This is a genomic window from Leisingera sp. ABM4_060 (genome assembly GCF_056158765.1).
In genome coordinates this window covers 2,483,855-2,509,247 of the sequence record NZ_JBSWTX010000001.1, presented here as the reverse complement: position 1 = coordinate 2,509,247, position 25,393 = coordinate 2,483,855, and the positions used below count along the sequence as shown (strand labels likewise).

Below are 25,393 nucleotides of genomic sequence, written 5' to 3'. Positions count from 1 at the left end.
GGCGCGCGTGCGGCAATCCTCTGAGCGGGCGCGCCGGAAGGGCACGCTCAGAGGCGGGCTAGGATCAGTAGGGCGCGCAGAGCTGCACCGCGGGAGGCGGTGTCTGCAAAAAGGATATCTGCGCAAATGTTCATGGCAGGGATTTATACAGAGGCGCAGTGGAATGGAAAGGGGTTTCTGCGGTTTTAGTAATGCGGCGGAGTGACGGCCCAGACCAGCACGGTACGCCCCGGGCCGGGGTTGTGGTACCGGTGCGGGCGGTCCGAGGCAAACTGGATTGTGTCGCCCGCATGCAGCAGGAAGGTCTCGTCTTCCACCGTCACCTCCAGCTGCCCTTCGACGACATAACCTGCTTCCTCACCCTTGTGGGCATACAGCTGCGCACCGGAACCAGCGCCGGGTTCAAAGGTGGTCAGCACCATTTCCAGCTGCCCCGCCAGCGACGGGCTCAGCAGTTCATCCCTGAGGCCCGAGGCAAACCGCAGCGACCGCCGCCGCCCGGCCCGCACCACCAGGCCTGCCTCGGGGCCTTCAGCCTCCTCCGGGCCGGGGAAAAACCAGTTGATGCCAACCCCCAGCGCCTTGCCGATCACATTCAGCGCCCGGATCGAGGGATCCGCATCCTGCCGCTCCAGCTGGCTGAGATAGCCGATCGACAAGCCGGTCTCTGCCGCCAGCTGTTTCAGGGTCAGGCCGCGCGCTTTGCGCAGCTCGCGCATGCGTGTGCCGATGATCGGCTGGGTATCGCGGAGGCCGGATTTGCTCATGAGGTTTGACTCATCATAATTTCGATACATAAATTCAGATATAGAATCATAACCCGGATCATTATTCAGATAAACCCGCAGAGAGGGTGCCCATGTTCCGCTCAAAGTTTTTTCAGGCCTATGGCTTCTGGCATTGGGGCGAGGGGCTGCAGACGGTTCTGTTCACCTGGTACATGACGTTTCACGCCAATCTGACGGCGTCAGAGATCGGTTTTTTCCAGGCCTTGGTGCTGTCGCCGTTCCTGATCTTCACCATTGCAGGCGGAGCGCTGACCGACCGGATCGGCGCCCGCAGGAGCTTTACCTGGTCGACCCTGCTGTTTGCACTGGTTTTGGCGGGATACGGGTTGGCGGATCATGCGGCAGGTTTTCTGCCCTGGGCGTTCTTTGCCTATTGCCTGCTCGCGGGGATCACCAGCGCAGTCTCGAACCCGGCGATAGACACCTTCATCCCCGGCGCCACGCCGCAGGGCGCCCAGGTCAATGCGCTGCTAGCGGCAACCGCCCACAATACCGCCAAGCTGTCCGGCACGGTGACCGGTCTGCTGCTGCCCTGGCTGCTGGCCTCGGGCGGGTTTGGCCTCAACGCGGTGCTGATGGTGATGAGCGTCGCCATGCTGAGCCTGCATTTCCGCAGCCTTGGGAGGGCGCAGACGCCGCGGCCTGCTGCCGGGGCAGGCAGGCCTTCGTTCCGGGGGGTGCTGCAGCATTACCGCGCCTGTCCTGAAAACTTCGACATTCTCCTGTCCAGCGCTATGCTGGGGCTTCTGGTGGTGCCGGCCGGATACATCCTCTGGCCGCTGCTGCTGCGCGAGCGGTTTCCGGAATACGGCGGCATGATTGGGCTGCTGTTCATCTGTTCCTGGATCGGAGCGATCGGCATTACCTGGCTGGCGGGGCGTCATTCCGCCCGGCTGCTGCGGCCCGGACGGCTGGCGCTGCTGGTCTGGCTGGCTTGGGCGTGCGGGCTGGCGACGCTGGTTCTGGCCGGCAGTTTCTGGGTGATGTGCGGTATTGTCATGCTGATGGGCGGCGGCAAGCTGGGAAAAGCGCTGGTCTATGGCAAATACTTGCATAACAGCCCGGCAGAGGCGCGCGGGGTGCTGATTGCGGTGGATCAGACCGCCTTTTGGGGGCTGGCGACCTTGGGCACCTTTGCCATGGGGCTGGCGGCAGAGCAGTTGGGCGCGGCCGCGGCCATGCTGCTAGTGTCTGCCCTGGTGGCGGTGTGCGTGCTCTTGCTGTGGGCCCGGCGCCAGCTGACAACCCTGATGCCCGCCTGACCCGGCACCATCCGGCACTGCCACACGTGAAACACTTTCGGCAGCGCCTTATGCGGGCTTACTCCGAGCCGCTGCTGACCAGCGCGCCGTTTTCCCAATTGCCCTGCGCCTGCTGGCCGCTGGCATACTTCATCGTGCCCGGCCCCTGGCGCTTGCCGTTGACAAAGCTGCCCTCGTAGACGTCGCCATTGGCATAGGTCGCAACGCCCTCGCCAAAGATCTTGCCGTCTTGCCAGCCGCCCTCATAGGTAAAGCCGTCGGGCATTTCGATCTTGCCCTGGCCGTGGCGCTGGCTGCCCGCAAACTGGCCGGTGTAAACCGAGCCGTCGGCATAGGTCACCCTGGCGTCGCCGTGGCGCTGCCCGTCCTGCCAGCCGCCTTCATAGCGGTAGCCGTCGGCATAGGTCATTACGCCCTGGCCGTGGTTCTTGGCGTTCTTGAAGCCGCCGGTATAGGTGATGCCGTTGGGGTAAGTGGCGGTGCCGTCGCCTTCGATCACGCCGGCAATCCACGCACCTTCGTAGGTGGAGCCGTCGGGATAGGTGATCTTGCCCTGGCCATCGGCCAGGTCGTCGCGGAAGTCGCCCTCGTAGAAAGAGCCGTCGGGGTAAACCGCCTTGCCTTTGCCCTCGATCTGCCCCTGCACCCATTCGCCGGTATAGCTGTAGCCGTCTTTCTCGGTGAAGGTGCCGGTGCCATGGCGCTGGTCATCCAGGAAGGCTCCGGCATAGACATCGCCATTGGCATAGGTCTGCTTGCCGGTGCCATGACGGCGGCCGTTCTTCAGTTCGCCCTCATAGATATCGCCGTTGGGCTGGGACAGGCGGCCGGTGCCATGCATCTGCCCAGCGGCCCATTCGCCTTCGTAGACCAGCCCGTCCGAGGTCTCCAGCCGCCCTTGCCCCTGCAGCTGGCCATCGGCCACGGCGCCTTTGTATACGGTGCCCTCGGCATAGGTGATTTTCGCCTGCCCCTGCTGGCGGCCCTGCACCCAGCTGCCGTCATAGCTATAGCCATCCGGCGAGGTCATCTTGCCCTGGCCGTCCCGCTTGCCGCCGGCAAAGCTGCCCTGGTAGCGCACGCCGCTGGAATAGACCGACAGCCCGTCACCATGGATCTGGCCGTCTTGCCAGCCGCCCTCGTAGGTGCTGCCGTCCGCACGGGTCAGTTTGCCCAGCCCATGCGGTTTGCCCTGCGCGAACCCGCCCTCGTAGACCGAGCCGTCCGGGAACCGCGCCACACCCTGGCCGCGCACTTCGCCGTCGACCCACTCGCCGTTGTATTCATAACCGTTCGGCAGCCGGTATGTGCCGGTGCCATGCTGCAGCCCGTTGCGGAAGCTGCCTTCGTAGACGCCGCCGATCTCGTCCTGGGTTGTAATAACGCCGCTCTCCTGGGCCAAGGCCGGCGCGGCCAGTGCCAAGATCGTGGAAAACGCTAATGCGGTGCCGAAACGGGTCATTCAAAACCTCTGCCTGCCCAGGAAAAAACTGTGCTGCTGCCTTATTGGGTTGCTCGCCCGGAAACTAAGCTACAGCGCCCGGCGCCGCAATGTCTTTTCCCCTGTGCGGGTCCTTGCCCTTTTCCTTGGCCGGTAATCTGGTAAATGGCTTGGGGAGGATTTTTGCAAAGGGCCCAAGCAGCATGGCAGACCGTTTCCGCGTGACACTGGCGCAGCTGAACCCCACCGTGGGCGACCTGGCAGGCAATGCTGCCAAGGCCCGGGACGCCTGGCAGACGGGCCGTGCTGCCGGGGCCGACCTGGTGGCGCTGCCGGAAATGTTCATCACCGGCTACAACACCCAGGATCTGGTGATGAAACCGGCTTTTCACAACGCCGCGATTGCCGAGGTCGAGAATCTGGCGGCGGACTGCGCCGAAGGCCCGGCCCTGGCCATCGGCAGCCCCTGGGTCGAAGGCGGCCGGCTCTACAATGCCTATTTGATCCTGAAGGGCGGCAAGATCGCCTCGCGCAGCCTCAAGCACCACCTGCCGAACGAGACCGTCTTTGACGAGGTCCGCATCTTTGATGCTGGTCCCTTGGGCGGGCCCTATGCGGTCGGCAATACCCGCATCGGCTCCCCTATCTGCGAAGACGGCTGGCACGAGGATGTGGCAGAAACCTTGGCTGAAACCGGCGCTGAGTTTCTGCTGATCCCCAACGGCTCGCCCTATTTCCGCAACAAGATGGACGTGCGTTTCAACCACATGGTGGCGCGTTCGGTCGAGACCCATCTGCCGGTGATCTACCTCAACATGGTAGGTGCCCAGGACGATCAAGTTTTTGATGGTGGTTCCTTTGTCCTGAATCCGGGCGGTGCCCTGGCGCTGCAAATGCCGGTGTTTGACGAGGCCTATTCCCATCTCGACCTGGAGCGCACTGACGAGGGCTGGTGCGCGATCGAGGGCGAAAAAGCGCATCTGCCGGACGAGTGGGAGCAGGACTACCGGGTGATGGTGGAATCCCTGCGCGACTACCTGGGCAAAAGCGGTTTCAACAAGGTACTGCTGGGCCTCTCCGGCGGGGTCGACTCGGCCATCGTTGCGGCCATTGCCGTTGACGCCATCGGCGCCGGAAATGTCCGCTGCGTGATGCTGCCGTCTGAGTACACCTCAGATGAGTTGCTGGAAGATGCCGAAGCCGTCGCCAAGGCGCTGGGCGTGCACTACGACTATGTGCCGATTTCCGAAGGCTGCGATGCGATCACCAGCACTCTGGCGCCGCTGTTTGCCGGCCGTGATGCCGATGTCACCGAGGAAAACATCCAGTCCCGCCTGCGCGGGCTGTTGCTGATGGCCATGTCCAACAAATTCGGCGAGATGCTCCTGACCACCGGCAACAAATCCGAGGTCGCAGTCGGCTATGCCACCATCTATGGCGACATGAACGGCGGCTATAACCCGATCAAGGATCTGTACAAGACCCGCGTCTTCGAGACCTGCCGCTGGCGCAACGCCAACCACCGCCCCTGGATGAAAGGGCCGGAGGGCGAGGTGATCCGCCCCAATGTGATCGACAAACCGCCGACAGCTGAGTTGCGCGAAGATCAAAAAGACAGCGACAGCCTGCCGGACTACCCGGAGCTGGACGCCCTGCTGGAGATTCTGGTCGATCAAGACGGCTCAATCACAGATTGCGTCGCAGCTGGGTTTGACCGGGATATAGCAAAACGCATCGAACATCTGGTTTATATCAGCGAATACAAACGCTTCCAGTCCGCGCCCGGTGCCCGCCTGACACCGCGTGCTTTCTGGCTGGACCGCCGCTATCCGATTGTGAACCGCTGGCGCGACCCGTCCTGAAACATGCGTTAACTGATTGAAGGCGCAAGGCTTTCCGCGCCTTCCTTGCCATATTTCGGCCTTGTGCCGTTGGCGGTAATACCCTGATATGCGGCGCAAAAAACACAATGGCAGAAAGCGGCGCATCCGGCGTCGCCTGCATGCTGGACCCGCGATTGGGCACCGGGCATAGATGCCCGCATGCCTGGACCGAAGCTGCCCCATTTCCAATCCGACCTGGCCTTGCCCAAGGCCGTTGATGCCGTGGTGATCGGCGGCGGCATCATCGGTGCCGCTACCGCGCTGGAGCTGGCTGAGCGGGGCTATTCGGTGCTGCTGTGCGAAAAGGGCCAGATTGCCGGCGAGCAAAGCTCGCGCAACTGGGGGTGGGTGCGAATCTCCTGCCGTGACCCGCGGGAAATTCCGCTGATGGCTGAGGCGCTGCGGCTTTGGGAAGGGCTGAACGAGCGCACCGGGCAGGAGACCGGCTTCACCCGCTCCGGCATCCTCTACACGGCTGAATCCGCCAAGCGCGAGGCGCAGCTGGAACGCTGGCTGCGCAATCTGGACAATTGGGGGCAGGGTGCCCGCATGGTCCGTGGTGATCAGATCGAAGCGCTGATGCCGGGCCATCAAACCAGGACCCGCTCCGGCCTGCTGACCCCGATGGACGGCCGCGCCGAGCCGCAGATGGCCACCCATGCCATCGCCACGGCTGCTCAGGCTGCCGGTGCAAAGATCATGACCGAATGCGCCGTGCGCAGCGTCGAGACAGCGGCAGGCCGGATCAGCGGCGTGATGACCGAGCGCGGCCGTGTGGCCTGCTCTGCCGTTGTGGTCGCCGGCGGCGCCTGGTCGCGGCTGTTCCTGGGCAATGCCAGGGTCCAGCTGCCGCAGCTGAAAGTCCTGAACTCGGTCCTGCGCACCTCACCGGTGCAGGGCGGCCCGGAAACCGCCATCCGTGCCGCCAACCTGGGCCTGCGCAAGCGCGCGGACGGCGGCTACACCGTCGCGGACGCCCATGAAAACATCGTCGACATTGTGCCTGACAGCTTCCGTCTGGGCTGGAAGTTCCTGCCCAGTTACCGCCAGGAATGGCGGGCGCTGCAGTTCCGCCTCTCAGGCCGCTGGGCTGAGGAAGCCGCCCAGGCCCGGCGCTGGAAACCGGATCAGACCACGCCGTTTGAGCTGTGCCGGGTGCTCGACCCCGCGCCGTCGCAAAAGGCACTGAAAAGCGGCTGGGCGGCAGCGCAAAAGGCCTTCCCGGTGCTGCAGGGCGCCGACGTGGTGCAAAGCTGGGGCGGGCTGATCGACGTGACGCCGGACGCGATCCCGGTGATCTCCCAGGCGGACGGCCTGCCAGGGCTGTTTGTGGCCACCGGCTTCTCCGGCCATGGCTTTGGCATCGGCCCGGCGGCCGGCAGGCTTGCTGCGGATCTGGTCACCGGCGACAAGCCGGTTGTGGACCCGCATGAATTCTGTCTGTCCCGTTTTACGGACGGCAGCAAATACGGGCCGCAGACCGGCTACTGACGCCTATCCCATTAACTGATAGCTCACCGGCACATAGCGGAACCCTTCGCCGCGGGGTTCCACAAAACCGGCTGCCGGGAACGGCATGTGATAGCCGATCATCGGCACCCGGTCTGCGGACAGCATCCCCAGCACCTTCCGGCGCGAGGCACTGGCAGCCTCCGCATCCGCATCAAAGCTGAAAGCCCAGTCCGGCCGGGCAAAGCTGTAGACATAGTGATTGGCCAGATCCGCCGTCAGCAACAGCTGCCGCCCGCCGCTCTCCAGCATGTAGCACATATGCCCGGGCGTATGGCCAAAGCTCGCCACCGCGGTAATCCCGGAAGCCACGCTGCCGCCGTCATCGATGAAGGTGGTTTTTTCGGCCAGCGGCGTCACATTGCTGGCGACCAGATCGCCGACCCGGTTGCCGGGCTCCATCTTGGACCAGAAATTATACTCTGCGGCAGCCGTCACATAGCGGGCATTGGGGAAGGTTGGCACGCCATCCGTCATCAGCCCGCCAATGTGATCCGGATGCATATGGGTGATCACAACTACGTCTATCTGATCTGGCGTCACGCCGGCTGCGGCCAGAGCCTTGGCAATGCCGCCCATGCCCAGACCGGTGTCAAACAGCAGCAGCTCGGCGCCGGTATCGACCAGCGTGGGGGTGAAGTAGAACTGCAGCGTATCGCTTGAGATGAAGTTCTCGGCAGAGATTTCAGCAAATTCCTCATCGCTTGCCGCCGCTCCGAACATAGCTTTCTGGCCTTCCCGCGCAATCGACGTGTCCAGCAGCGTGGTGACGGGCATCTCTCCCAGCTTAAAGGAGTGGGCAATCGGCGCCTCGGCGCGGCCGCCATGGCCGCCAGCCAGAACAGGCGCAGCGGCACCGGCCAAGGGCAGGGCGGCAGCGCCTGCCAGCGCCGCGCGTCGGGACAGGGAAACAGTCATCGGGGGATCCTCCAAGTTGCATTGGACTTGCCGCATCCTAGCGCCGCTTGCGCCGGGGGCTGTAAACAATCCCGTGATGAGGCAGTATCACCCCGAGGAGGGCTGCCCATGAGCCAGAACAAGACCGTCCCCACCGGCGCCAGCGTCGAAGCTTTCCTCGCCGCCGTCGAACCCGAGCGCAAGGCGCGCGAGGCACAGCAGCTGGATGCCATCTTCCGCCAGGCCTCCGGTTTCGCGCCGCAAATGTGGGGACCGTCCATTGTCGGCTACGGGCGCTACCACTACCGTTATGCCACGAGGCGCGAGGGTGATTTCCTTGCCACCGGCTTCTCGCCGCGAAAAGCCTGCCATTCGATCTACATCATGCCGGGCTATCAGGACTACAGTTCAATCCTCGCGCGCCTCGGCAAGCATAAGCTTGGCAAAAGCTGCCTCTACGTGAACAAGCTCGCCGATATCGATCTGGAGGTCCTGGTCGAGTTGATCCGCACCGGTCTGAAAGACTTGAATGCACACTGGCCGGTTCAGCCGGATTAATCGGCCGGCTCTTCTTCTGGCTGAAAATATCCCCGCCGGAGGCACGCGCCAAAGGCGCGTTCATGTGTCCGAAACTGGACAATCCGCCGCTCATGTGACAAGGCAACGGCAACAGGAGATCCGAGATGACCACCACCCGTTTTGCCCCGTCGCCGACCGGCTATATCCACGTCGGCAACCTGCGCACCGCGCTGATGAACTACCTGATCGCCCGCAAGGCCGGCGGCACCTTCATCCTGCGCATTGACGACACCGACCCGGAGCGGTCCAAGGAAGAATATGTCGATGCTATCAAACAGGACCTGGAGTGGCTGGGCCTGACCTGGGACAAGGTGGAGCGCCAGTCCGAGCGCCTCGACCGTTATGTCGCCGCGGCAGACCGCCTGCGCGAAATCGAGCGGTTCTACGAGGCTTTCGAGACCCCGACCGAGCTGGACCTGAAGCGCAAGAAGCAGCTCAACATGGGCAAGCCGCCGGTTTATGACCGTGCCGCACTTTCCCTGTCCGAGGACGAGAAAGCCGCCCTGCGTGCTGAGCGCGGCGATGGTGTCTGGCGGTTCAAGCTGGACCACCAGCGCATCGAGTGGACCGACGGCATTCTGGGCGATATCTCGATTGACGCCGCTTCGGTCTCCGACCCGGTGCTGATCCGCGGCGACGGCCAGTTCCTCTACACCCTGGCCTCGGTGGTGGATGACACCGAAATGGGCGTGACCCATGTGGTGCGCGGCTCTGACCATGTGACCAACACCGCCACTCAGATCCAGATCATTGAAGCGCTGGGCGGCACCGTGCCGTCCTTTGCCCACCACTCGCTGCTGACCGGCCCGCAGGGCGAAGCGCTGTCCAAACGCCTCGGCACCCTGGCGCTGCGTGACCTGAGGGAGGCTGGCGTGCAGCCGATGGCGCTCCTGAGCCTGATGGCGCGCCTGGGCTCCTCGGACCCGGTGGAGCTGCGCACGGAGATGGCCGAGCTGATCGAAGGTTTCGACATCAACCGCTTTGGCTCTGCGCCGACCAAATTCGATGTCGAGGATCTCTACCCGCTGACCGCCCGCCACCTGCAGTCGCTGCCGCTGGAGGCTGTCCAGAGCCATGTGGATGCACTGGGTGTTCCCGCTGAGAAGCAGGCGGCGTTCTGGGATATGGCCAAGGAAAACATCACCACGCTGAAGGATCTGGCAGGCTGGTGGGAGCTGTGCCGCGACGGGGCTGAGCCTTTGGTGGCGGATGAGGACAAAGAGTTCATCGCAGAGGCCATGGCGATGCTGCCCGACGGCCCCTATGGCGCTGACAGCTGGAAAAACTGGACCACAGCGGTGAAAGAGGCGACCGGCCGCAAGGGCAAGGGGCTGTTCATGCCGCTGCGCAAGGCCGTGACCGGCATGGAGCGCGGCCCCGATATGTCTGCGCTGCTGGCACTGATGGAAAAGATCCGCGCCCGCGGCTGACACTGGTCCGGCTCCGCAGCAAATAACAGGCGGCACTTGCGGGTGCCGCCTTTTCTGTACCGGTCCGTGAAAATCAGGCGCGGCTCTCCCGCCCGCCGGATCTGCATCAAAGATGCCGCCCCGGCCGTTGGGCCGGGCGCCGCGCCTCCGCGCGGCGCAGCACCGCACCGCAGGTGCGGTGCCATGCCTAACTGACCGAGGTGCAGCTTGCCTGCACCGGGGCAGGCGGGAGGGTCTGCCGATGGTCAGAACGCCAATGCAAACGGGCAGCGGGGTCAGCCTTGCAGAATGCGGGCGCCGGTCTCCGCCACCAAGCTGTCAAAAAGGTCCTGCTCATGCGCAGACAGAACTTGATGCCGCGGGTAGCGGGGGCTTGCTCTGTCATCCAGAACCGGCGCCTCCCAGCCATCGGTGGTGGCAATGAAGTCCTGCACCCCAGTTTCGCCGAATACCTGCAAATAGCCTTGCAGCACCACATCCAGATAGCTGAGCAGCACCGGATGCCGTTCTGTCACACCCTTCTGCTTCTGCGGCGCCACCGCATAGACGGAAATCTCCGGAGAGCCCGGCACATCATGCTGCACCTGCTCCGACGCCGGCAGCCGCTCATAAGCGAATTCCCGTTCGTCCAATGCTGCCCAATCCGCATCCGGCACCTCGGCAATCAGCCCGTCGATCACACTTTCCGCGCAAGGCACCGCCGACAGAAACGCCACCTCGCGCAGCTCCGTGTGCACCCAGGCCCGCCGCCAGCCCCGCAGCCGCGCAGGCCGGGCGCCGCCATAGGTATGAGTGGCCGTGTTCACCAGGCTGCCGTAGCCAAAGAAGTAAGGAGCTGCCATGCCTGCGCCCTTTTGCCGCCGATTGCATTATTGATGTATGTCAAACCGCTTTTTCGCGCCGCGTGCAATAAGCGATGCACTGAAGCTGCGGGAACGAGTCATGCGCATTACCAAAAGGACCAATATCGCCGTGCGGCTGCTGATGTATTGCGCCGCGCATGAAGACCGCCTGGTGACCAAGGCCGAGATTGCCGACTGCTGCAATATTTCGGAAAACCACCTGGCCCAGGTGATCAACCAGCTGAGCCAGCTTGGCTACCTGGCCACCCAGCGCGGCCGCAATGGCGGCATGAGCCTGGGCAAACAGGCCTCGGAGATCCGGATCGGGGATGTGTTCCGCGATGTCGAGGGCAACCTGCCGATGGTGGAATGCTTTGCCGACGCCGACAACACCTGCCCGCTGTCTGACGCCTGCCGCCTGAAAGTGGCGCTGGCCGATGCGGCGCAGGCCTTCTACGCCTCGCTGGACGACATTTCGCTGGAAGCGCTGGTGTGCGGCAATCACGACCTGCTGCGGATCCTGCAGCCGGTGTCCTGCGGCGCCCGCTAAATCCGGACGCCGCAGACTGTCTTATTCCTTTGCGCGCAGGATGCGGGCAGGCTTGGCGGCCAGCGGCCGCAGGGCAAAGGCGAGCCCGGCAAGCAGTGTCGTCATAACGCCGCCGGAAATCACCAGCAGCGCATTGGGCCAGATCACCGCATAGTCTGTCTCGAACACATAGGCATTGATCGCCCAGGCCCCGGCAATGCCCGCTGCCAGCGCCACCGCGCCGGCCGCCGCACCCAGCAGCGCCGAGCGCAGGGCAAAGCTTGCCAGGATCTGCTTGCGCGGTGCCCCCAGTGTTTTCAGGAGCGCAGCCTCGTAGCGGCGCGCAGGCTCTCCAGCGGCTGCCGTTCCCAAGAGCACCAGGAACCCGGTCAAAAGCGTTGCCGCAGCGCCATAGGCCGTTGCCGCTGCCAGCTGGCGCAGAATGTCCGAGACCCGGTCGATTGCGTCGCGCATGCGGATTGCGGTGATATTGGGCATCTCGCGGGCCAGATCGCGCAGGATTGCCGCTTCGGCCTGCTCCTCGGCATAGACGGTGGCGATGAAGCTATGCGGCGCGCCCGCCAGCGCGGCCTCGTTCAGCACCATCACAAACCCCATGCCCGCGGTGGAGAAATCCACGTTGCGGAAGCTGGTGATGGTGCCGGTGATGTCGCGGCCCAGAATGTTGAGCGTCAGCGTGTCGCCCAACTGCAGCCCCATCTCCTCGGCCTCTTCCGCCGAGAAGCTGATCTGCGGATCGCCGGTGTAGTCTTCCGGCCACCATTCGCCTGCGGTCACTGTGGTGGTCTCGGGCTGGGCGGCTGCATAGGTCACGCCGCGGTCGCCTTCGACCACCCAGTGATCGCCAGCCACCTCGGTGGCGGGCTGGCCGTTGATCCGGGTCAGCACGCCGCGCAGCATCGGGGCGTTTTCCACCCGGGTCACGGCAGGGTCATTCTCGACCCGTTCCAGGAAGCTGGGCATCTGGCTGCGCTGGATGTCGACAAAGAAGTAGGAGGGCGCCACATCCGGCAGGTTGCCGGCTATCGCCCGGCGCATGTTGCCGTCGATCTGGCCGATGGCGGCGAGCACCGTCAGGCCCAGCCCCAGGGCCAGCACCGCAGGCACCGCGCCATCACGGGCGCTGCCGATGGACGAGAGCGCCCACCGCAGCGCAGGCCGCCCGCGCGCAGCACCGGTGCCGCGGCGGGCCAGGAACCCGATGCCAAGCGCCGCAATCAGCAAGACGATCAGCGACCCCATCAGCCCGCCCGCGGTCCACAGCGTCAGCTCGGCCGAGCCGCTGAACCAGGCAGCGAGCCCTACCAAGGCGCCCAACGCCACGGCCGTTGCCACCAGATAGCGCGGCGCCGGCAGCCGGGTGCGGCTGGCAAAGGCATCGCGGAACAGCGAGGCGGCGCGGATGCGCTCAGCCCGCGCCAGCGGCCACAGGGCAAAGACAAAGGCGGTGAGCAGCCCGTAAAGCGCCGCTTCGATCAGCGCCGAAGGATAGAGGGAAAACACCGCCGGGAACGGCAGCTGCGCCGCAATCAGCGGCCCCAGCAGCATGGGCATCAGCCCGCCAATGCCCAGCCCGATCACCACGCCCAGCATCGCCAAGGCACCGATCTGCAGGAAATAGGTGAGGAAGATCGTCTGCCGCTCAGCGCCTAGCGTGCGCAGGGTGGCAATGGTCGAAGTTTTGGTCGCCAGATAAGCCCGCACCGCCGCCGACACGCCAACACCGCCCACCGCCAGCCCCGACAGTCCCACCAGCACCAGGAAGGCGCCGAGGCGTTCGACAAACTCGGAAATCCCCGGGGCGCCGTTGCGCGCATCGCGCCAGCGCATGCCGGTGGTTTCAAACAGCCCCTCGGCCTCGGCCTGCAGGGCGTTCAGGTCATGGTTTGCGGGCAGCTCCATCCGGTATTTGGTGTCAAACAGGGTGCCGGTTGCCAGCAGGCCCGAATCCGCCAGGTCCGGCGTTGCCACAATGGTCCGCGGCCCCAGCTCAAACCCCGAGGCCGCCGCATCCGGTTCCAGCGCAATCATCGCCATCAGCCGGAAATCCTGAGTGCCAAGCCGGAAGGTATCCCCCGGCTGCAATCCCAGCCGGTCGGCCAGCACCCGGTCCATCACCCCGCCGGGCAGGCCCTCTGCACCCGCCAAGGCGGTTTCCAGCGGCATCTCCGGAGCTAGCTTCATCTCGCCTTTCAGCGGGTACAGCCCGTCCACCGCCTTCACCTGCGTCAGCCCGCGCTCCTCGCCCACCGTCGCCATCGAGCGGAACTCGGCAATTTCCGAATAGCGCAGCGTGTTCTGCGCCAGCCAGGCCCGCTCATCGTCATTGGCAAATCGGTAGGTGAAATTCAGTTCGGCATCGCCGCCGAGGATCGTTGCACCCTCGCGCGACAGGCCCGTTTCAATCGAGGCGCGGATCGAGCCGATGGCGGCAATTACCCCAACCCCCAGCGCCAGGCAGGCGAGGAAAATGCGGAAGCCCTTCAGGCCGCCGCGCAGCTCGCGCAGGGCAAACCGCCAGGCCAGTCTGAATGAGGGGCGGAAAGCGGAGGCCTTCATTCCGCCGCCTCGCGCGCGGCCTCATCGTCGATCCGCCCGTCGCGCAGCCGGATCACCCGGTCGCAGCGCGAGGCCAGTTCCGGCGCGTGGGTGACCATCACCAGCGTCGCCCCATAGCGGTCGCGCAGCCCGAACAGCAGGTCCATCACCGCTTCGCCATTGGCCTCGTCCAGGTTGCCGGTCGGCTCATCCGCCAAAAGGATCGCCGGCCGCGGCGCCAGCGCACGCGCCAGCGCCACCCGCTGCTGCTCGCCGCCCGACATCTGCGCCGGGAAATGGCCCGCCCGGTGGCCAAGGCCGACGGCTTCCAGCTCTGCCTGGGCGCGGTCGAAGGCATCCTTGACCCCCGCCAGCTCCAGCGGCGTTGCCACGTTTTCCAAGGCAGTCATGGTGGGGATCAGGTGAAAGCTCTGAAACACCACCCCCATGCTGCTGCGGCGGAACCGCGCCAGCGCGTCTTCATCCATTGCGGTCAGGTCCTGATCCAGGGCGGTGACGCGGCCGCCAGTGGCCTGCTCCAGCCCGCCCATCAGCATCAGCAGCGACGACTTGCCCGAGCCGGAGGGGCCGATCAGTCCCAGGGTCTCACCCTGCTGCACGTCCAGCGAGATGCCGTGCAAAATCTCTACCGGGCCGGTATTGCTATTCAGGGTCAAAGACGCATCTAAGAGATGCAGAACGGGGCTGTTATCTTTGGTCATCGGGCCTGCCTGTTGGATCCACCTATCGGATATGGAGTGTTTGCGGCGATGCACAAGATACTGGCCCTGTTGAGTTTGATGCTTTTTGCCGGCACCGCCGGGGCTGAGCCGGTGCGGATCACCGCCTTTGGCGACAGCCTGGTGCAGGGCTACGGGCTGCCGCAGGGCCAGGGGCTGGTGCCGCAGCTGGAGCGCTGGCTCAACGAAAACGGCGCTGAGGTTGAGCTGCAGAATGCCGGTGTCTCGGGCGACACCACGGCGGGCGGCGCCGAGCGTGCCGAATGGACCCTGTCAGACAATCCGGACGGGCTGATCGTGCTCTTGGGGGGCAACGATCTGCTGCGCGGCCTGTCGCCGGAGGAGGCGCGCGCCAACATGACCCGCATCCTCCAGGCGGCCGAGGCCAAGGGGATCAAGGTCATGCTGGTGGGCATGACAGCGCCGCCCAACTACGGGCCGGAGTACAAGCAAAGCTTCGACGCCATTTACCCGGACCTGGCAGCGGAATTCGGCGCCGTGCTGCACCCGGATGCCTTTACCGGCATCGCGTCCGCAGCGGACGGCGACCCGGCAGCGGCGCAGGTCTACATGCAGGAGGATGGCATCCATCCGAATGCCGAGGGCGTGGCGCTGAACGTGGACGCGCTGGGGCCTGCCGCGCTGCAGCTGGTCGAGCGCATCCGCAACTGAAAACAGCCCCGGAAAGGCAGGGCTGTCTGAATTCTCTTACTCTGGATTGGAAATCCGGATCAGGAGACCAGCGCGATATCCACTGCGGACTCGCGGCCGTCACGGCCGGCGCGCAGTTCGTAGGTCACTTTCTGATTGTCCGCCAGGCCGGTCAGCCCCGAACGTTCTACTGCGGAAATGTGGACAAATACGTCCTTGCCGCCTTCGTCGGGCGCAATGAAGCCGTAGCCTTTGGTGGTGTTGAACCATTTGACGGTGCCAGTGGCCATCGTCTCGTACTCCTAAGTCGTCTCAAATTATCTGCCCGCGGAATGCGGCAGGCCGGCAAAGTCTGCGGATGATCATGACCGCGCCGCGCAGGGTACAGTGATGGCATTCGCGTAACGTCGCGATGACACAATTGGGTATGAACCCCCGTTTGCGCAAGAAAAATGCGGAATGACGCGGGGTTTCGGCGCAGATTCCGGCGATACTGTGCCTAAAGCACCGTCACCACAGTGCCCAGCGGCACCCGCTCGTACAGGTCCATGACATGCTCGTTCAGCATCCGGATGCAGCCGTTTGACACCGAATGGCCAATGGTTTGCGGCTGGTTGGTGCCGTGGATGCGAAAGTAGGTGTCGACTCCGTTCTGGAACAGATAGAGCGCCCGTGCCCCTAGCGGATTGTCCGGCCCGCCGGGCTGGATGTACTCGTTATCGATGAATTTGGCATAGGCCTTGGGGTCGCGTTCGATCATTTCGTCGGTGGGGCGCCAGGTGGGCCAGACTTTCTTGCGCTCGATCACTGCAGTGCCGGTGAATTCCAGTCCGGCCTTGCCGACGCCAACCCCATAGCGCATCGCTTTGCGCGGCTCGGTCACGAAGTAAAGATAGTAGGAGCGCGGCAGCACCAGGATCTGTCCCGGGGCGAACTGTTTCTTGATCCGCACTTCCTGCGGCACGGGATCAAAGACCGCAGGACCCGTCTTCCGTGCCAGCGCAGGCAGCGGCAGCAGCGCCGCTGCAGCGGCAGCTGTTCCCGATTTCAGAACTTTCCGGCGTGTCACCATGGCCAATCTCCCGAACTCCTGTTGCCTCTCCCGCCATCTTCCGGCGGCGGGCGAATCCGGTCAACGGGTTTGCGCAGAAGGCCGGGCAACTGTTGCAAGCGCGGCCGCCGCCAGGATGCAGACGGCAATCCAGCCGAAATACCAGAACTGTCCGGCCAGCAGATCCTCGGCATATGACGCCGCGAACCGGGACTTGCCGACGCTGGCCACGGCGTAGGCACCACCTGCAAACCCGGCAAAACCTGCCGCTGCCAGCCAGCGCGGCATCCGCAGATGCCAGGCCGCAAGCGCCAGCGCCAGGCCGGGCAAGGCGCCCAGCCAGATCACCTTTCCGGCCCACCAGGGATGCGCGCCCAGGCCGGCGGTGAGGTTCAGGACATGCGCCAGTTCTGCAGCGATCAGAACGGCGGCCAGCGGCGGCAGGAGGCGGAGTATCTGTTTCATAAGATTGATATTGAAACCATACTCCGCCGCTGCCAGCCCTGGTGACAGCTTTGTGAAGGCGCGGGGGGCTGCCTTGCGGAGCCGCCGCTGCTGCCGCTATCAGGGCAGAACTGAAACCGGAGGAGCTGCCATGGGCGCCAAGACCCTGACCTGCCTGACCTGCGCCCAGTTGAACCGGGTGCCGGAGGAAAAACTGGCCAAGGGCCCGAAATGCGGCTCTTGCAGCGCGGCGCTGATGCCAGGCAAACCGGTGGACGTGGACCCGGCCACTTTGCAGAAGGCGGTGCAGAATGACGACCTGCCGCTGGTGGCGGATTTCTGGGCGCCCTGGTGCGGCCCCTGCCGCGCAATGGCGCCGGAATTTTCCAAGGCCGCCAAAGCGCTTGGCGGCAAGGCGCGGCTGGTCAAACTCAACACCCAGGACCATCAGTCCACCGGCGCCCGGTACCGCATCCGCGGCATCCCCACGCTGGTGGCCTTTGAACGCGGCAAGGAAAAGAAGCGCCAGTCCGGCGCCTTGCGCCAGGGGCAGATTGTCAGCTGGCTGCGCGGCTGAGCGCAGGACTTCATGCGTCGGGAAGGAATGGCCTGCCGCGGATCAGAAGAGATCAGCCCCCAGGTTCCGCGGCATTGCGGAGGCTGCACGGCTCTGGCCGCCGGAGCGTTTGCCATCCAAGCGGCTTTGGCTGCGCCGCCAGTACAGGACGGCCAGCACAATCAGCATCAGCGTGGCAGCAGTAATGGGATACAGCAGCAGAATCAGCCAGACCGGCCAGCCGCCAAGAACGCCGGCAGCAACAGCCAGTATAAGGCCGCCCAATGCACCGCACACTGCGCTTACCCAAGCCATGTTGCGTTTCCCCCGCTATTCAATCCCAGTAACAAGGTAAGCGGCGGGGGCTGTAAGGCAACTATGCAAAGGGTGAGGGTATTCACTCTTTTGCGAGAGCCGCCACAATACATTTGTGCCAAAAGTGGTATTTCCTGCTGCCGCACGGTGCGGCTGCGGGGCCGGTTCAGACCGTGGCCGGTGTGCGGTCCGCCGGATGCAGGCAGGCATTGCGCTCCTGAGCCAGGCCGCGCCACGCCAGGGCTGCGGTCGTCAGAACGGTCACGGCAGAGCCTGTGGCGGGATAGATCAGCAGGCAGGCCCACAGCGGCAGGCCTGCTGCCGTATAGCCCAGCACCGCCGCGAAAAACCCCGCAATCATTCCCAGAATAAGTCCTGCCCAAGCCATGACGCCTCCGATCTGCTGCACCCAGTTAACCTGCTTGCGGTTGTGTTTATCAACCTCATCTTCCGGCTAAGTTTGTTATAATAAGGTTAAGATTGTGGCGATTGAGCGTATCTGCCGCGGAAAATGTGCCTGCGCTATTTGGAAATCAGCGCCACGCCTTCCTTGGCCTTGGGCATCTTGCCTTTGCCCTGCTGCAGCACATGCGCCAGTTCATGGGCCAGTAGTTTGGAATCTTTGGCAAAGGCGGGCCGCGACACATAGACATGGTTGCCCATGGTAAAGGCGCGCGCCTTCAGCTCCTTGCAAACCTCCTTGGCATTGCCGCCCATATGCACCCGCACCTTGCCCAGGCTGCTGCCGAAATGCGCCTCCAGCCCCTTGCGCAGATCGCCGGGCAGTTTCTTCTCCGTGGTGCCTTCCGGTGCGGTCTTGAGCTTCTTGCGCTTGGCCTTCCGGCCTTTGGTCGCCTCGACCTCCGCCTTCACCTCTTCCGGTTTCAGAGCCATGGGAGATCCTTTCCAACGCTTTAACCAACACAAGGCGCGGGGCGCCTGTGGTGAGGGTAGCGCAGGCTGGCGGAAAGGCGAGTTCGGACCGGTCCGCGCAGCGGCAAACGCTCCGGGGGAGCGTTTGAGGTTCGGACGGGCGGAGCCCCGCGCAGCCAGCGATGCAAATCAAAAAACGCAGCGCAGGCGGGATTTCACTTTGGACGTGGGGCGTTAGCCGCACGGCCCGCGCCTGACCTTCCCCCCGGGAGTTCACACTGGTCCGCGAAGCGGCAAACCGTCAGGGGGACGGTTTGAAGTGTGGACGGGCGGAGCCCTTCGCACCCAACCGTGCAAATCATAGAGCAGCGCTGGCAGGATGCCCCTGGGACGTGAGGCGTTAGCCGCACGGCCCGCGCCTGACCTTCCCCACGGGAAGGCGCATCCGCGCCCTCCCAAGGTCAGGCGCGGGCCTTGTGTTGAGTGAGTTGGGAATTCAAAAATGCCTTCAGATACCTACCTGGGTTGCGAATGTTACGCGTGTTCCTCAGAATCGTCTTCAAACGAAAAGTCAGGATGGTACAGCAAAGCGCCATAGCTGCCGAAGCTACCCTTCACCAGGCCATGCCTGTGCATGATTCTTGAGAAGGAGCTATTAGCGAACCAAATGTGTTTGATTACGTAGGTCGTGTATTCTGCAAACTGCTCTAAGCTATAGCCGTAGCGCTCCCAGTCTCCCGGTAAAGGTACTTGGTGCATAAAACGGTGTATGAAATCGTTGCGTAGATCGACGATGGCATTCAGGTATGAAATGTCACGTCCTTCGATCCCGCTTTTTCGCAAAGCTTTCATCAGCCCGCCGAGCGGTGAGCGCCTTATGACATCGTTTCTGGCAATGAAAAGCTCAGCTGCGCTGGCTTCATCTAGATCAAGCTTCAGAGATATTTCCGTTTTTGAAGTAGCGATGATTGCTGCAACCAAGTCTTCGAAAATGGAAATTGCGCTAAAGGCATGTCCAATATTTGCCATAGCAATGAGCGTATCGAGGGACTGATTGTCGTGGTTTACTGATTTTAGCAGCTCTTCTCGACTCTCATATCCCCCGAAATTCATTGCGTCACCGCACAAACTTCTTGTGCTTCAGGCGCTTGGGCTCCAGCGCGTCCGGGCCCAGGCGGCGTTTCTTGTCCTCTTCGTAGTCCTCGAAGTTGCCCTCGAACCACTCCACATGGGCGTCGCCCTCAAAGGCCAGGATATGGGTGCAGATCCGGTCGAGGAAGAAACGGTCGTGCGAGATCACCACGGCGCAGCCGGCGAAATCGACAAGCGCGTCTTCCAGCGCCCGCAGGGTCTCCACGTCCAGGTCGTTGGTCGGTTCGTCGAGCAGCAGCACGTTGCCGCCCTCTTTCAGCAGCCGCGCCATGTGGACCCGGTTGCGCTCACCGCCCGACAGCAGCGACAGTTTCTTCTGCTGGTCGCCGCCCTTGAAGTTGAAGGAGGAGCAATAGGCGCGGGAATTGACCTGCGCGTCGCCCAGCTCGATCAGCTCGGCGCCGCCGGAGATCGCTTCCCACACGGTGTCGTTGTCGTTCAGATCGTCGCGCGACTGGTCGACATAGGACAGCTTCACGGTGTCGCCGTATTCCACCGAGCCCTCGTCGGGCTGCTCCTGGCCGGTCAGCATCTTGAACAGGGTCGACTTACCGGCGCCGTTGGGGCCGATCACGCCGACAATGCCGCCGGGCGGCAGCGAGAATTCCAAGCCCTCGATCAGCTGCTTGTCGCCATAGTGTTTGGCAAGGCCGTTCACTTCGATCACCTTCGAACCCAGACGCGGGCCGTTCGGGATCACGATCTGCGCACGGCCAACCTTTTCGCGTTCGGACTGCGAGGCCATCTCGTTATAGGCGGCAATACGGGCCTTGGATTTCGCCTGTCGCGCCTTCTGGCCCTGGCGCATCCATTCCAGCTCGCGCTCCAGCGTCTTCTGCTTGGCCTTGTCCTCGCGGGCTTCCTGCTCCAGGCGCTTGGCTTTCTGCTCCAGCCAGGAGGAATAGTTGCCCTCATAAGGAATGCCGCGGCCGCGGTCGAGCTCCAGGATCCAACCCGTAATATCATCCAGGAAGTAGCGGTTGTGGGTGACACAGAGGATAGTGCCTTTGTAATCAATCAGATGCTGCTGCAGCCAGGCGATGGTCTCAGCGTCCAGGTGGTTGGTCGGCTCATCGAGCAGCAGCATGTCAGGCGCTTCCAAGAGCAGCTTGCACAGGGCCACCCGGCGGCGTTCACCGCCCGACAGATCCTTGATCGGCGCATCATCCGGCGGGCAGCGCAGCGCCTCCATCGAGACGTCGACCTGGCTGTCCAGATCCCACAGGTTTTCGGCGTCGATGGCGTCCTGCAGCTCGGTCATTTCGGCCATCAGCTCATCGGTGTAGTTCTCGGCCATCTCCACCGCGATCTGGTTGAAGCGGTCGACCTTGTCCTTCTTCGCCTTGACGCCCAGCATGACGTTTTCGCGCACGCTCAGGCTCTCGTCCAGCTGCGGCTCCTGCGGCAGGTAGCCGACTTTGGCGCCTTCAGCCGCCCAGGCCTCGCCGGTGAAATCCGCGTCCAGGCCTGCCATGATTTTCATCAGCGTCGACTTACCGGCGCCGTTGACGCCGACCACACCGATCTTCACGCCGGGCAGGAAGGAGAGGTGGATGTTTTCAAAGCATTTCTTGCCACCCGGGTAGGTCTTGGAGACACCCTGCATGTGGTAGACGTACTGGTAGGAGGCCATGTGCTCGCTCCGTTAAGGGGGGAATTTGCTGGCGGGAGTGATAGCGGATGGGCGGCGGCGGGGCAATTCAAAGGTTACCTTGCTGAGCGCCGCTGTGTGCTTGGCTTGGCAGGCCTTTCAGCGGGCGCTACGGTTCGCAAACGAGCCGACTGGAATTGAAAGGAATAGATTTGAGATCTTCGGCCGTTATGTGCGCATTGCTCGCTTCCTTGTCGCTGTCTTCCTTCGCCAGTGCGCTGGAGATTAAGAACCAAACGGTCATCAAGGGGTGGTCCGTTATTGAGGCAAAGACAGACTGGGATGGCCTTTCCTGCCAGGCACTCCGCTGCGATCAGCCGGATTGCAATTCCCGGGAAGCGTCGGTGTCCCTGTTGCTTTGGGGGTCGAAGTACCGCAATGCCATAACGCCGATGGTTGGTCTTGGGTCAGATCTTCCCAGAAGGTTCCCTGCCCAGCTGAGTGTTGGGGGCAAATTATTCGCATACATTCAAAACAAGAAACCTGGTCCGCACCGTCTATTGCCCAAACGGAAATCTGATGATGCAAAAATTGTCAGGGCGATGTTATCAGCCTTGTCCCGCGATCCACAGGCAGTTGTTCATATAACGTCCTCGCTTGGGGAACGAAAAATCAGCTTGAACGGGCTTCCGGAAGTACTGGCGTACTTTGATGAACATTGTTGGATAAACTAGGTAGCTCTGCCAAGGTTCCCTTGAACGAAGCTAATGAGCTTGCAGTTTGCAAAGCAACGCAATTCCAACTGTTCCGTGCACGGCCCTCTGTTGCGTGAAGGCGCCGCTCAACATGTGATTGATCCCGCCCGCAAATTATGCGCATCAAGGCCTTCATGGTTTGCAAGCTGCCGCATATCCGTCCGGGCCAGAGCGTCGGGCTGCTCGGCGGATCATTTGATCCGCCGCACCGGGGGCATGCGGCGATTGCGCGAGCTGCGCTCACGGCCTTCGGGCTGGATCATCTGGTGCTGCTGGTGTCGCCGGGCAATCCGCTGAAATCCCGCCAGCCGGCACCGCTGGGGCGGCGGATCGCGGCCTGCGAAAAACTGATCCGGCATCCGCGCATCCAAATCAGCGGCATCGAAGCCGACCTTGGCACCCGCTACACCGCCCAGACCCTGCGCCATCTGCGCCGCCGCCATCCCGGCGTGCGTTTTGTCTGGCTGATGGGGGCCGACAACCTCACCCATTTCCACCGCTGGAAGGACTGGCGGCAGATCCTGGACACGGTGCCGGTGGGCGTCCTGGCCCGCCCGAACGACCGGATCTCGGCGCGGTTTTCGCCTGCGGCGACGATCTATAGGCACGCCATGCGGAAAGGCTGCGAAAGCCGTCTGCTGGCACAGGCCGAAAGCCCGGCCTGGTGCTTTGTCAACGTGCCGATGGTGGATGTGAGCTCAACCGAGATCCGCGCCCGCGGCGAGTGGTCAGCGGCGTAAGGCTGCCGAGGCCAGCCCCGCCGACAACACCACCGCCAGCCCGGCCCAGGTCCAGAGATCGGGCAGGTCGCTGAACACCGCCCAGCCCAGCCCCACCGCGGCGACCAGCTGGAAATAGACCATCGGCGCCAGCTTCACCGCCTGCACGCGGGCATAGGCAAACAGCAAAAGGAGGTTGCCGGTCATCGAAAACGCAGCACTGCCCACCGTCAGCGCGGCGGTGGCGGGGGTGAACGCGGGCAGGCTGGAAAGGCCCAGCGGCAGCATCAGCACCGCGCTCAGCAGCAATTGCGTCAGGCTCAGCTCCAGCGGTGAGCCCACATGCGCCAGCCAGCGCGAGCTGGTCAGGAAGGCGCCGTAGAAACAGCCCGCCAGCAGCGCCCACATGAGGTTGACGGAGCCGCCGAGGCCCGGGCGCACCACGATCAGCACCCCAAGGAACCCCATGGCCATCAACAGGCTGCGCAGCCAGGTCGCCTGTTCGCGCAACAGCAGCACGGACAGCACGTAGCTCACGATGGGGCCGATGAAGAAGGCGGCAAAGACATTGGCCAGCGGCTCGGTCACCAGCGCGAACTGGATCGAGAAGATGCCGCCGGTCAGCAGCCCGGCCCGCAGCCACAGCCGCGGATCGCGCAGCAGTGCATAGGCCCGGCGCGGCACAAAGGGCAGGATCAGCAGGGTGCCGATGGCGAACCGCGACCAGGCGACAAAGGCGGGCGCCGCCAGGCCGCTGCCGGTGAGCAGCTTGCCGCACAGATCGCCCGCGGGGATCATTGACATGGCCGCGAACATGAGGAGTACTGCCTGCAACATGGCGCCAGCGGTAGCAGGGTTTCCCGGGGCGCAAAAGCCCGGATGTCACGGCGGATTGCCGGGCGCCGGGGATTGAAGAAGAGCAGCGTCTGGGCCTACAAAGAAAACATGATCTCACGCCGGTTTTTCCTGACATCCGGGCTTGCCGCATTGGCGGGCTCCTCTGCATTGGCCAATGCCCCGGCCGTTTCCCTGCGCCCCGTAGCGCGCCAGGTCAGCTCGCTGGCGGCAGGCGCCGACGGGCTGAAGGCATTGCTGGCACGGGCCAGATTGCCCGGCCATGCGGTCTGCGCGGTGGCGGATGTGAAAACCGGCCAGGTGCTGGAATCCTCGGGCGGTGCCGAGGCCTTGCCGCCTGCCAGCGTCGCCAAGGCGCTGACCGCGCTTTATGCGCTGGACGTGCTGGGGGCGGATCACCGGTTCGAAACCCGTATCCTGGCCACCGGCAGCGTGTCGGGCGGTGTGGTTCAGGGCGATCTGATCCTGGCCGGCGGCGGTGATCCGATGCTGAACACCGACCATCTGGCGCTGCTTGCCAAGGCTCTGAAGACGGCGGGTGTGCGCGAGGTGCGGGGGCGGTTCCTGGTCTGGGACGGGGCGCTGCCAGCGATCAGGACAATTGACCCGGGCCAGCCTGACCACGTCGGCTATTCTCCGGCAATCAGCGGCATCGCGCTGAATTTCAACCGTGTGCATTTCGAATGGAAGCGGGCCTCCAGCGGCTGGGCCATCACCATGGATGCGCGCACCGAGAAATACCGTCCCGAGGTTGCCACCGCCCGGATGCAGATCCAATCCCGCGCGGTGCCGGTCTACACCTATACGGAAAAGGGCGGGGTGGATCAGTGGACCGTCGCCTCCAAGGCGCTGGGCAAGGGCGGCGCGCGCTGGCTGCCGGTGCGCAATCCGGGCGCTTATGCCGGCGATGTGTTCCGCACCCTGGCGCGCTCCAACGGCATTGCCCTGCCCAAGGCCAAAACCGCCAAGACGCTGCCGCAGGCGCAGCTGCTGGCGCAGCATCACAGCCCGCCGATGGATGTGATGCTGAAGGCGATGCTGAAATACTCCAACAACCTGATGGCGGAGATGATCGGCATGGCCGCCACCGCCAAACGCGCCGGGCGGCCTGCCTCGCTGAAAGCCTCTGCGGCAGAGATGAGCCGCTGGGCGGCCGGAAAATACGGCATGTCCGGCACCCGGCTGGTGGACCACTCAGGCCTTGGCGATGCCTCGCGGATGACGCCCGGCGATCTGACCGGGGCATTGGTGGCGGCTTACAAGGCCGGCCATCTGAAACCGCTGCTGAAACGCTTCCCGATGCGCGATGCCAAGGGCCGGATCCTCAAGGGCCACCCGATCAGGGTTGCGGCCAAGACCGGCACGCTGAATTTTGTCTCCGGCCTGGGCGGTTTCATGACCGCCGCCGACGGCACTGAGCTGGCCTTTGCCATCTTCACCGCCGACCAGAAGGCCCGCGCCCGCATCCCGCGCGCCCAGCGGGAACGCCCCAAGGGGGCCCGCGGCTGGAACCGCCGCGCCAAGCAGCTGCAGCAGCAGCTGATTGAACGCTGGGGCGCCGTCTACGGCAGCTGAGCGGCCTCTGCCTCTGCCTCTGCCACCGTTTCACCGGTTTGCGGATCATACAGCCCGCCGCCCAGATGCGCGTGCCCCCAGCCCATGATCTGCAGCAGCACCGGCTCCAGGCTGCGGCCCTGTTCCGTCAGCGTATACCGGTAGCGGACCGGGCGGTCCTGATAGGCCTCCTTGGAGACCAGCCCCAGCGCCATCAGCCGTTTCAGCCGTTCTGACAGCAGGTTGGCGGCGATATGCTCCTCGCTGGCCTGCAACTGCTGAAAGGTATGCTTGCCGTGCCACATCAGGTCGCGCACCACCAGAAGCGTCCATTTGTCTCCCAGCACGTCCAGCGTACGGGCAATCGAGCAGCGTGAGCGATAGGCGGTTTGCGGCTGGGTCATGCGGGGCTCCAGGG

26 protein-coding genes are annotated in these 25,393 nt (G+C 63.8%); 10 read left to right on the top strand and 16 right to left on the bottom strand.

Translation table 11 applies throughout. The features are described from left to right. Positions 1-185: 185 nt before the first annotated feature. Positions 186-767 (bottom strand): helix-turn-helix domain-containing protein, encoded by a 582-nt coding sequence (locus ACXAEH_RS12085; protein WP_475033073.1) that lies wholly within the window; start codon positions 765-767, stop codon positions 186-188. Positions 768-859: 92 nt separating this feature from the next. Here ACXAEH_RS12085 and ACXAEH_RS12080 point away from each other — a divergent pair, with 92 nt between their 5' ends. Continuing rightward, positions 860-2,050, top strand: a complete 1,191-nt coding sequence (locus ACXAEH_RS12080) for an MFS transporter (RefSeq protein ID WP_475033071.1) — start codon at positions 860-862, stop codon at positions 2,048-2,050. Between the two features lie 58 nt (positions 2,051-2,108). On the opposite strand, the gene ACXAEH_RS12075 is transcribed toward ACXAEH_RS12080, so the two are convergent. Then, complete coding sequence (locus ACXAEH_RS12075; RefSeq protein WP_475033070.1) at positions 2,109-3,512, bottom strand: MORN repeat-containing protein; 1,404 nt, start codon at positions 3,510-3,512, stop codon at positions 2,109-2,111. Positions 3,513-3,694: 182 nt separating this feature from the next. Between ACXAEH_RS12075 and ACXAEH_RS12070 the strand changes: the two genes are divergently transcribed. Together ACXAEH_RS12070 and ACXAEH_RS12065 are read left to right on the top strand one after the other, a co-directional pair. Continuing rightward, the gene (locus ACXAEH_RS12070) at positions 3,695-5,353 is read left to right on the top strand and encodes an NAD+ synthase (RefSeq protein ID WP_475033068.1); all 1,659 of its coding nucleotides are present in this window, start codon (positions 3,695-3,697) and stop codon (positions 5,351-5,353) included. Between the two features lie 180 nt (positions 5,354-5,533). Further along, entirely contained in the window at positions 5,534-6,865 is a 1,332-nt protein-coding gene (locus ACXAEH_RS12065) for an NAD(P)/FAD-dependent oxidoreductase (protein ID WP_475033066.1), read from the top strand. A gap of 3 nt (positions 6,866-6,868) precedes the next feature. Here ACXAEH_RS12065 and ACXAEH_RS12060 read toward each other — a convergent pair whose 3' ends face one another. Further along, complete coding sequence (locus ACXAEH_RS12060; RefSeq protein WP_475033065.1) at positions 6,869-7,801, bottom strand: MBL fold metallo-hydrolase; 933 nt, start codon at positions 7,799-7,801, stop codon at positions 6,869-6,871. Positions 7,802-7,909: 108 nt separating this feature from the next. On the opposite strand from ACXAEH_RS12060, the gene ACXAEH_RS12055 reads away from it, so the two are divergent. Together ACXAEH_RS12055 and gltX are read left to right on the top strand one after the other, a co-directional pair. Continuing rightward, a complete protein-coding gene (locus tag ACXAEH_RS12055) occupies positions 7,910-8,338 on the top strand; it encodes a DUF1801 domain-containing protein (protein ID WP_475033064.1) in 429 nt (142 codons plus the stop codon). 125 nt (positions 8,339-8,463) lie between these two features. Continuing rightward, entirely contained in the window at positions 8,464-9,789 is a 1,326-nt protein-coding gene (gene gltX / locus ACXAEH_RS12050; protein ID WP_475033062.1) for a glutamate--tRNA ligase, read from the top strand. Between the two features lie 275 nt (positions 9,790-10,064). On the opposite strand, the gene ACXAEH_RS12045 is transcribed toward gltX, so the two are convergent. Next, on the bottom strand, positions 10,065-10,631 hold the full coding sequence (locus tag ACXAEH_RS12045) for a gamma-glutamylcyclotransferase family protein (RefSeq protein ID WP_475033060.1): 567 nt from the start codon (positions 10,629-10,631) through the stop codon (positions 10,065-10,067). A gap of 100 nt (positions 10,632-10,731) precedes the next feature. On the opposite strand from ACXAEH_RS12045, the gene ACXAEH_RS12040 reads away from it, so the two are divergent. Then, positions 10,732-11,181: an RrF2 family transcriptional regulator gene (locus ACXAEH_RS12040; RefSeq protein WP_475033058.1), complete on the top strand. Its 450-nt coding sequence runs from the start codon at positions 10,732-10,734 to the stop codon at positions 11,179-11,181. A 21-nt stretch (positions 11,182-11,202) separates the two neighbouring features. Here ACXAEH_RS12040 and ACXAEH_RS12035 read toward each other — a convergent pair whose 3' ends face one another. Continuing rightward, positions 11,203-13,740 carry an ABC transporter permease gene (locus ACXAEH_RS12035; protein WP_475033056.1) on the bottom strand — a complete coding sequence of 846 codons (2,538 nt, stop codon included), beginning with the start codon at positions 13,738-13,740 and terminating at the stop codon, positions 11,203-11,205. Continuing rightward, a complete protein-coding gene (locus ACXAEH_RS12030; RefSeq protein ID WP_475033054.1) occupies positions 13,737-14,441 on the bottom strand; it encodes an ABC transporter ATP-binding protein in 705 nt (234 codons plus the stop codon). The genes ACXAEH_RS12035 and ACXAEH_RS12030 overlap by 4 nt, the downstream gene beginning before the upstream one ends. 48 nt (positions 14,442-14,489) lie before the next feature. Here ACXAEH_RS12030 and ACXAEH_RS12025 point away from each other — a divergent pair, with 48 nt between their 5' ends. Then, complete coding sequence (locus ACXAEH_RS12025; RefSeq protein ID WP_475033052.1) at positions 14,490-15,131, top strand: arylesterase; 642 nt, start codon at positions 14,490-14,492, stop codon at positions 15,129-15,131. Positions 15,132-15,190: 59 nt separating this feature from the next. On the opposite strand, the gene ACXAEH_RS12020 is transcribed toward ACXAEH_RS12025, so the two are convergent. The 3 genes from ACXAEH_RS12020 to ACXAEH_RS12010 form a co-directional block, all read right to left on the bottom strand. Beyond that, entirely contained in the window at positions 15,191-15,400 is a 210-nt protein-coding gene (locus tag ACXAEH_RS12020) for a cold-shock protein (RefSeq protein ID WP_039132699.1), read from the bottom strand. Between the two features lie 209 nt (positions 15,401-15,609). Further along, positions 15,610-16,182 carry a L,D-transpeptidase gene (locus tag ACXAEH_RS12015; protein WP_475033050.1) on the bottom strand — a complete coding sequence of 191 codons (573 nt, stop codon included), beginning with the start codon at positions 16,180-16,182 and terminating at the stop codon, positions 15,610-15,612. A 60-nt stretch (positions 16,183-16,242) separates the two neighbouring features. Then, entirely contained in the window at positions 16,243-16,626 is a 384-nt protein-coding gene (locus ACXAEH_RS12010; protein WP_475033049.1) for a hypothetical protein, read from the bottom strand. A gap of 130 nt (positions 16,627-16,756) precedes the next feature. Between ACXAEH_RS12010 and trxC the strand changes: the two genes are divergently transcribed. Next, positions 16,757-17,182: a thioredoxin TrxC gene (gene trxC / locus ACXAEH_RS12005; RefSeq protein WP_475033048.1), complete on the top strand. Its 426-nt coding sequence runs from the start codon at positions 16,757-16,759 to the stop codon at positions 17,180-17,182. A 42-nt stretch (positions 17,183-17,224) separates the two neighbouring features. Here the strand turns inward: trxC and ACXAEH_RS12000 are convergent, their stop codons facing one another. From ACXAEH_RS12000 to ettA, 5 genes are all read right to left on the bottom strand, one after another. Further along, the gene (locus ACXAEH_RS12000) at positions 17,225-17,476 is read right to left on the bottom strand and encodes a hypothetical protein (protein WP_475033046.1); all 252 of its coding nucleotides are present in this window, start codon (positions 17,474-17,476) and stop codon (positions 17,225-17,227) included. A gap of 166 nt (positions 17,477-17,642) precedes the next feature. After that, complete coding sequence (locus tag ACXAEH_RS11995; RefSeq protein ID WP_475033044.1) at positions 17,643-17,864, bottom strand: hypothetical protein; 222 nt, start codon at positions 17,862-17,864, stop codon at positions 17,643-17,645. Positions 17,865-17,998: 134 nt separating this feature from the next. Beyond that, entirely contained in the window at positions 17,999-18,370 is a 372-nt protein-coding gene (locus ACXAEH_RS11990) for an eCIS core domain-containing protein (protein ID WP_475033042.1), read from the bottom strand. A gap of 513 nt (positions 18,371-18,883) precedes the next feature. Next, positions 18,884-19,462 carry a hypothetical protein gene (locus tag ACXAEH_RS11985; RefSeq protein WP_475033041.1) on the bottom strand — a complete coding sequence of 193 codons (579 nt, stop codon included), beginning with the start codon at positions 19,460-19,462 and terminating at the stop codon, positions 18,884-18,886. Positions 19,463-19,466: 4 nt separating this feature from the next. Beyond that, positions 19,467-21,134, bottom strand: a complete 1,668-nt coding sequence (gene ettA, locus ACXAEH_RS11980) for an energy-dependent translational throttle protein EttA (protein WP_475033039.1) — start codon at positions 21,132-21,134, stop codon at positions 19,467-19,469. Positions 21,135-21,981: 847 nt separating this feature from the next. Between ettA and ACXAEH_RS11975 the strand changes: the two genes are divergently transcribed. Beyond that, entirely contained in the window at positions 21,982-22,587 is a 606-nt protein-coding gene (locus ACXAEH_RS11975; RefSeq protein ID WP_475033038.1) for a nicotinate-nucleotide adenylyltransferase, read from the top strand. Here the strand turns inward: ACXAEH_RS11975 and ACXAEH_RS11970 are convergent. Beyond that, positions 22,576-23,382, bottom strand: coding sequence for a DMT family transporter (locus tag ACXAEH_RS11970; protein WP_475033037.1), 807 nt, complete (start codon positions 23,380-23,382; stop codon positions 22,576-22,578). The genes ACXAEH_RS11975 and ACXAEH_RS11970 overlap by 12 nt on opposite strands. Positions 23,383-23,511: 129 nt before the next feature. Between ACXAEH_RS11970 and dacB the strand changes: the two genes are divergently transcribed. After that, a complete protein-coding gene (gene dacB / locus ACXAEH_RS11965) occupies positions 23,512-24,996 on the top strand; it encodes a D-alanyl-D-alanine carboxypeptidase/D-alanyl-D-alanine endopeptidase (RefSeq protein WP_475033035.1) in 1,485 nt (494 codons plus the stop codon). Here dacB and ACXAEH_RS11960 read toward each other — a convergent pair. Next, positions 24,984-25,379, bottom strand: a complete 396-nt coding sequence (locus ACXAEH_RS11960) for a winged helix-turn-helix transcriptional regulator (protein ID WP_475033033.1) — start codon at positions 25,377-25,379, stop codon at positions 24,984-24,986. The genes dacB and ACXAEH_RS11960 overlap by 13 nt on opposite strands. Positions 25,380-25,393: the final 14 nt, after the last annotated feature.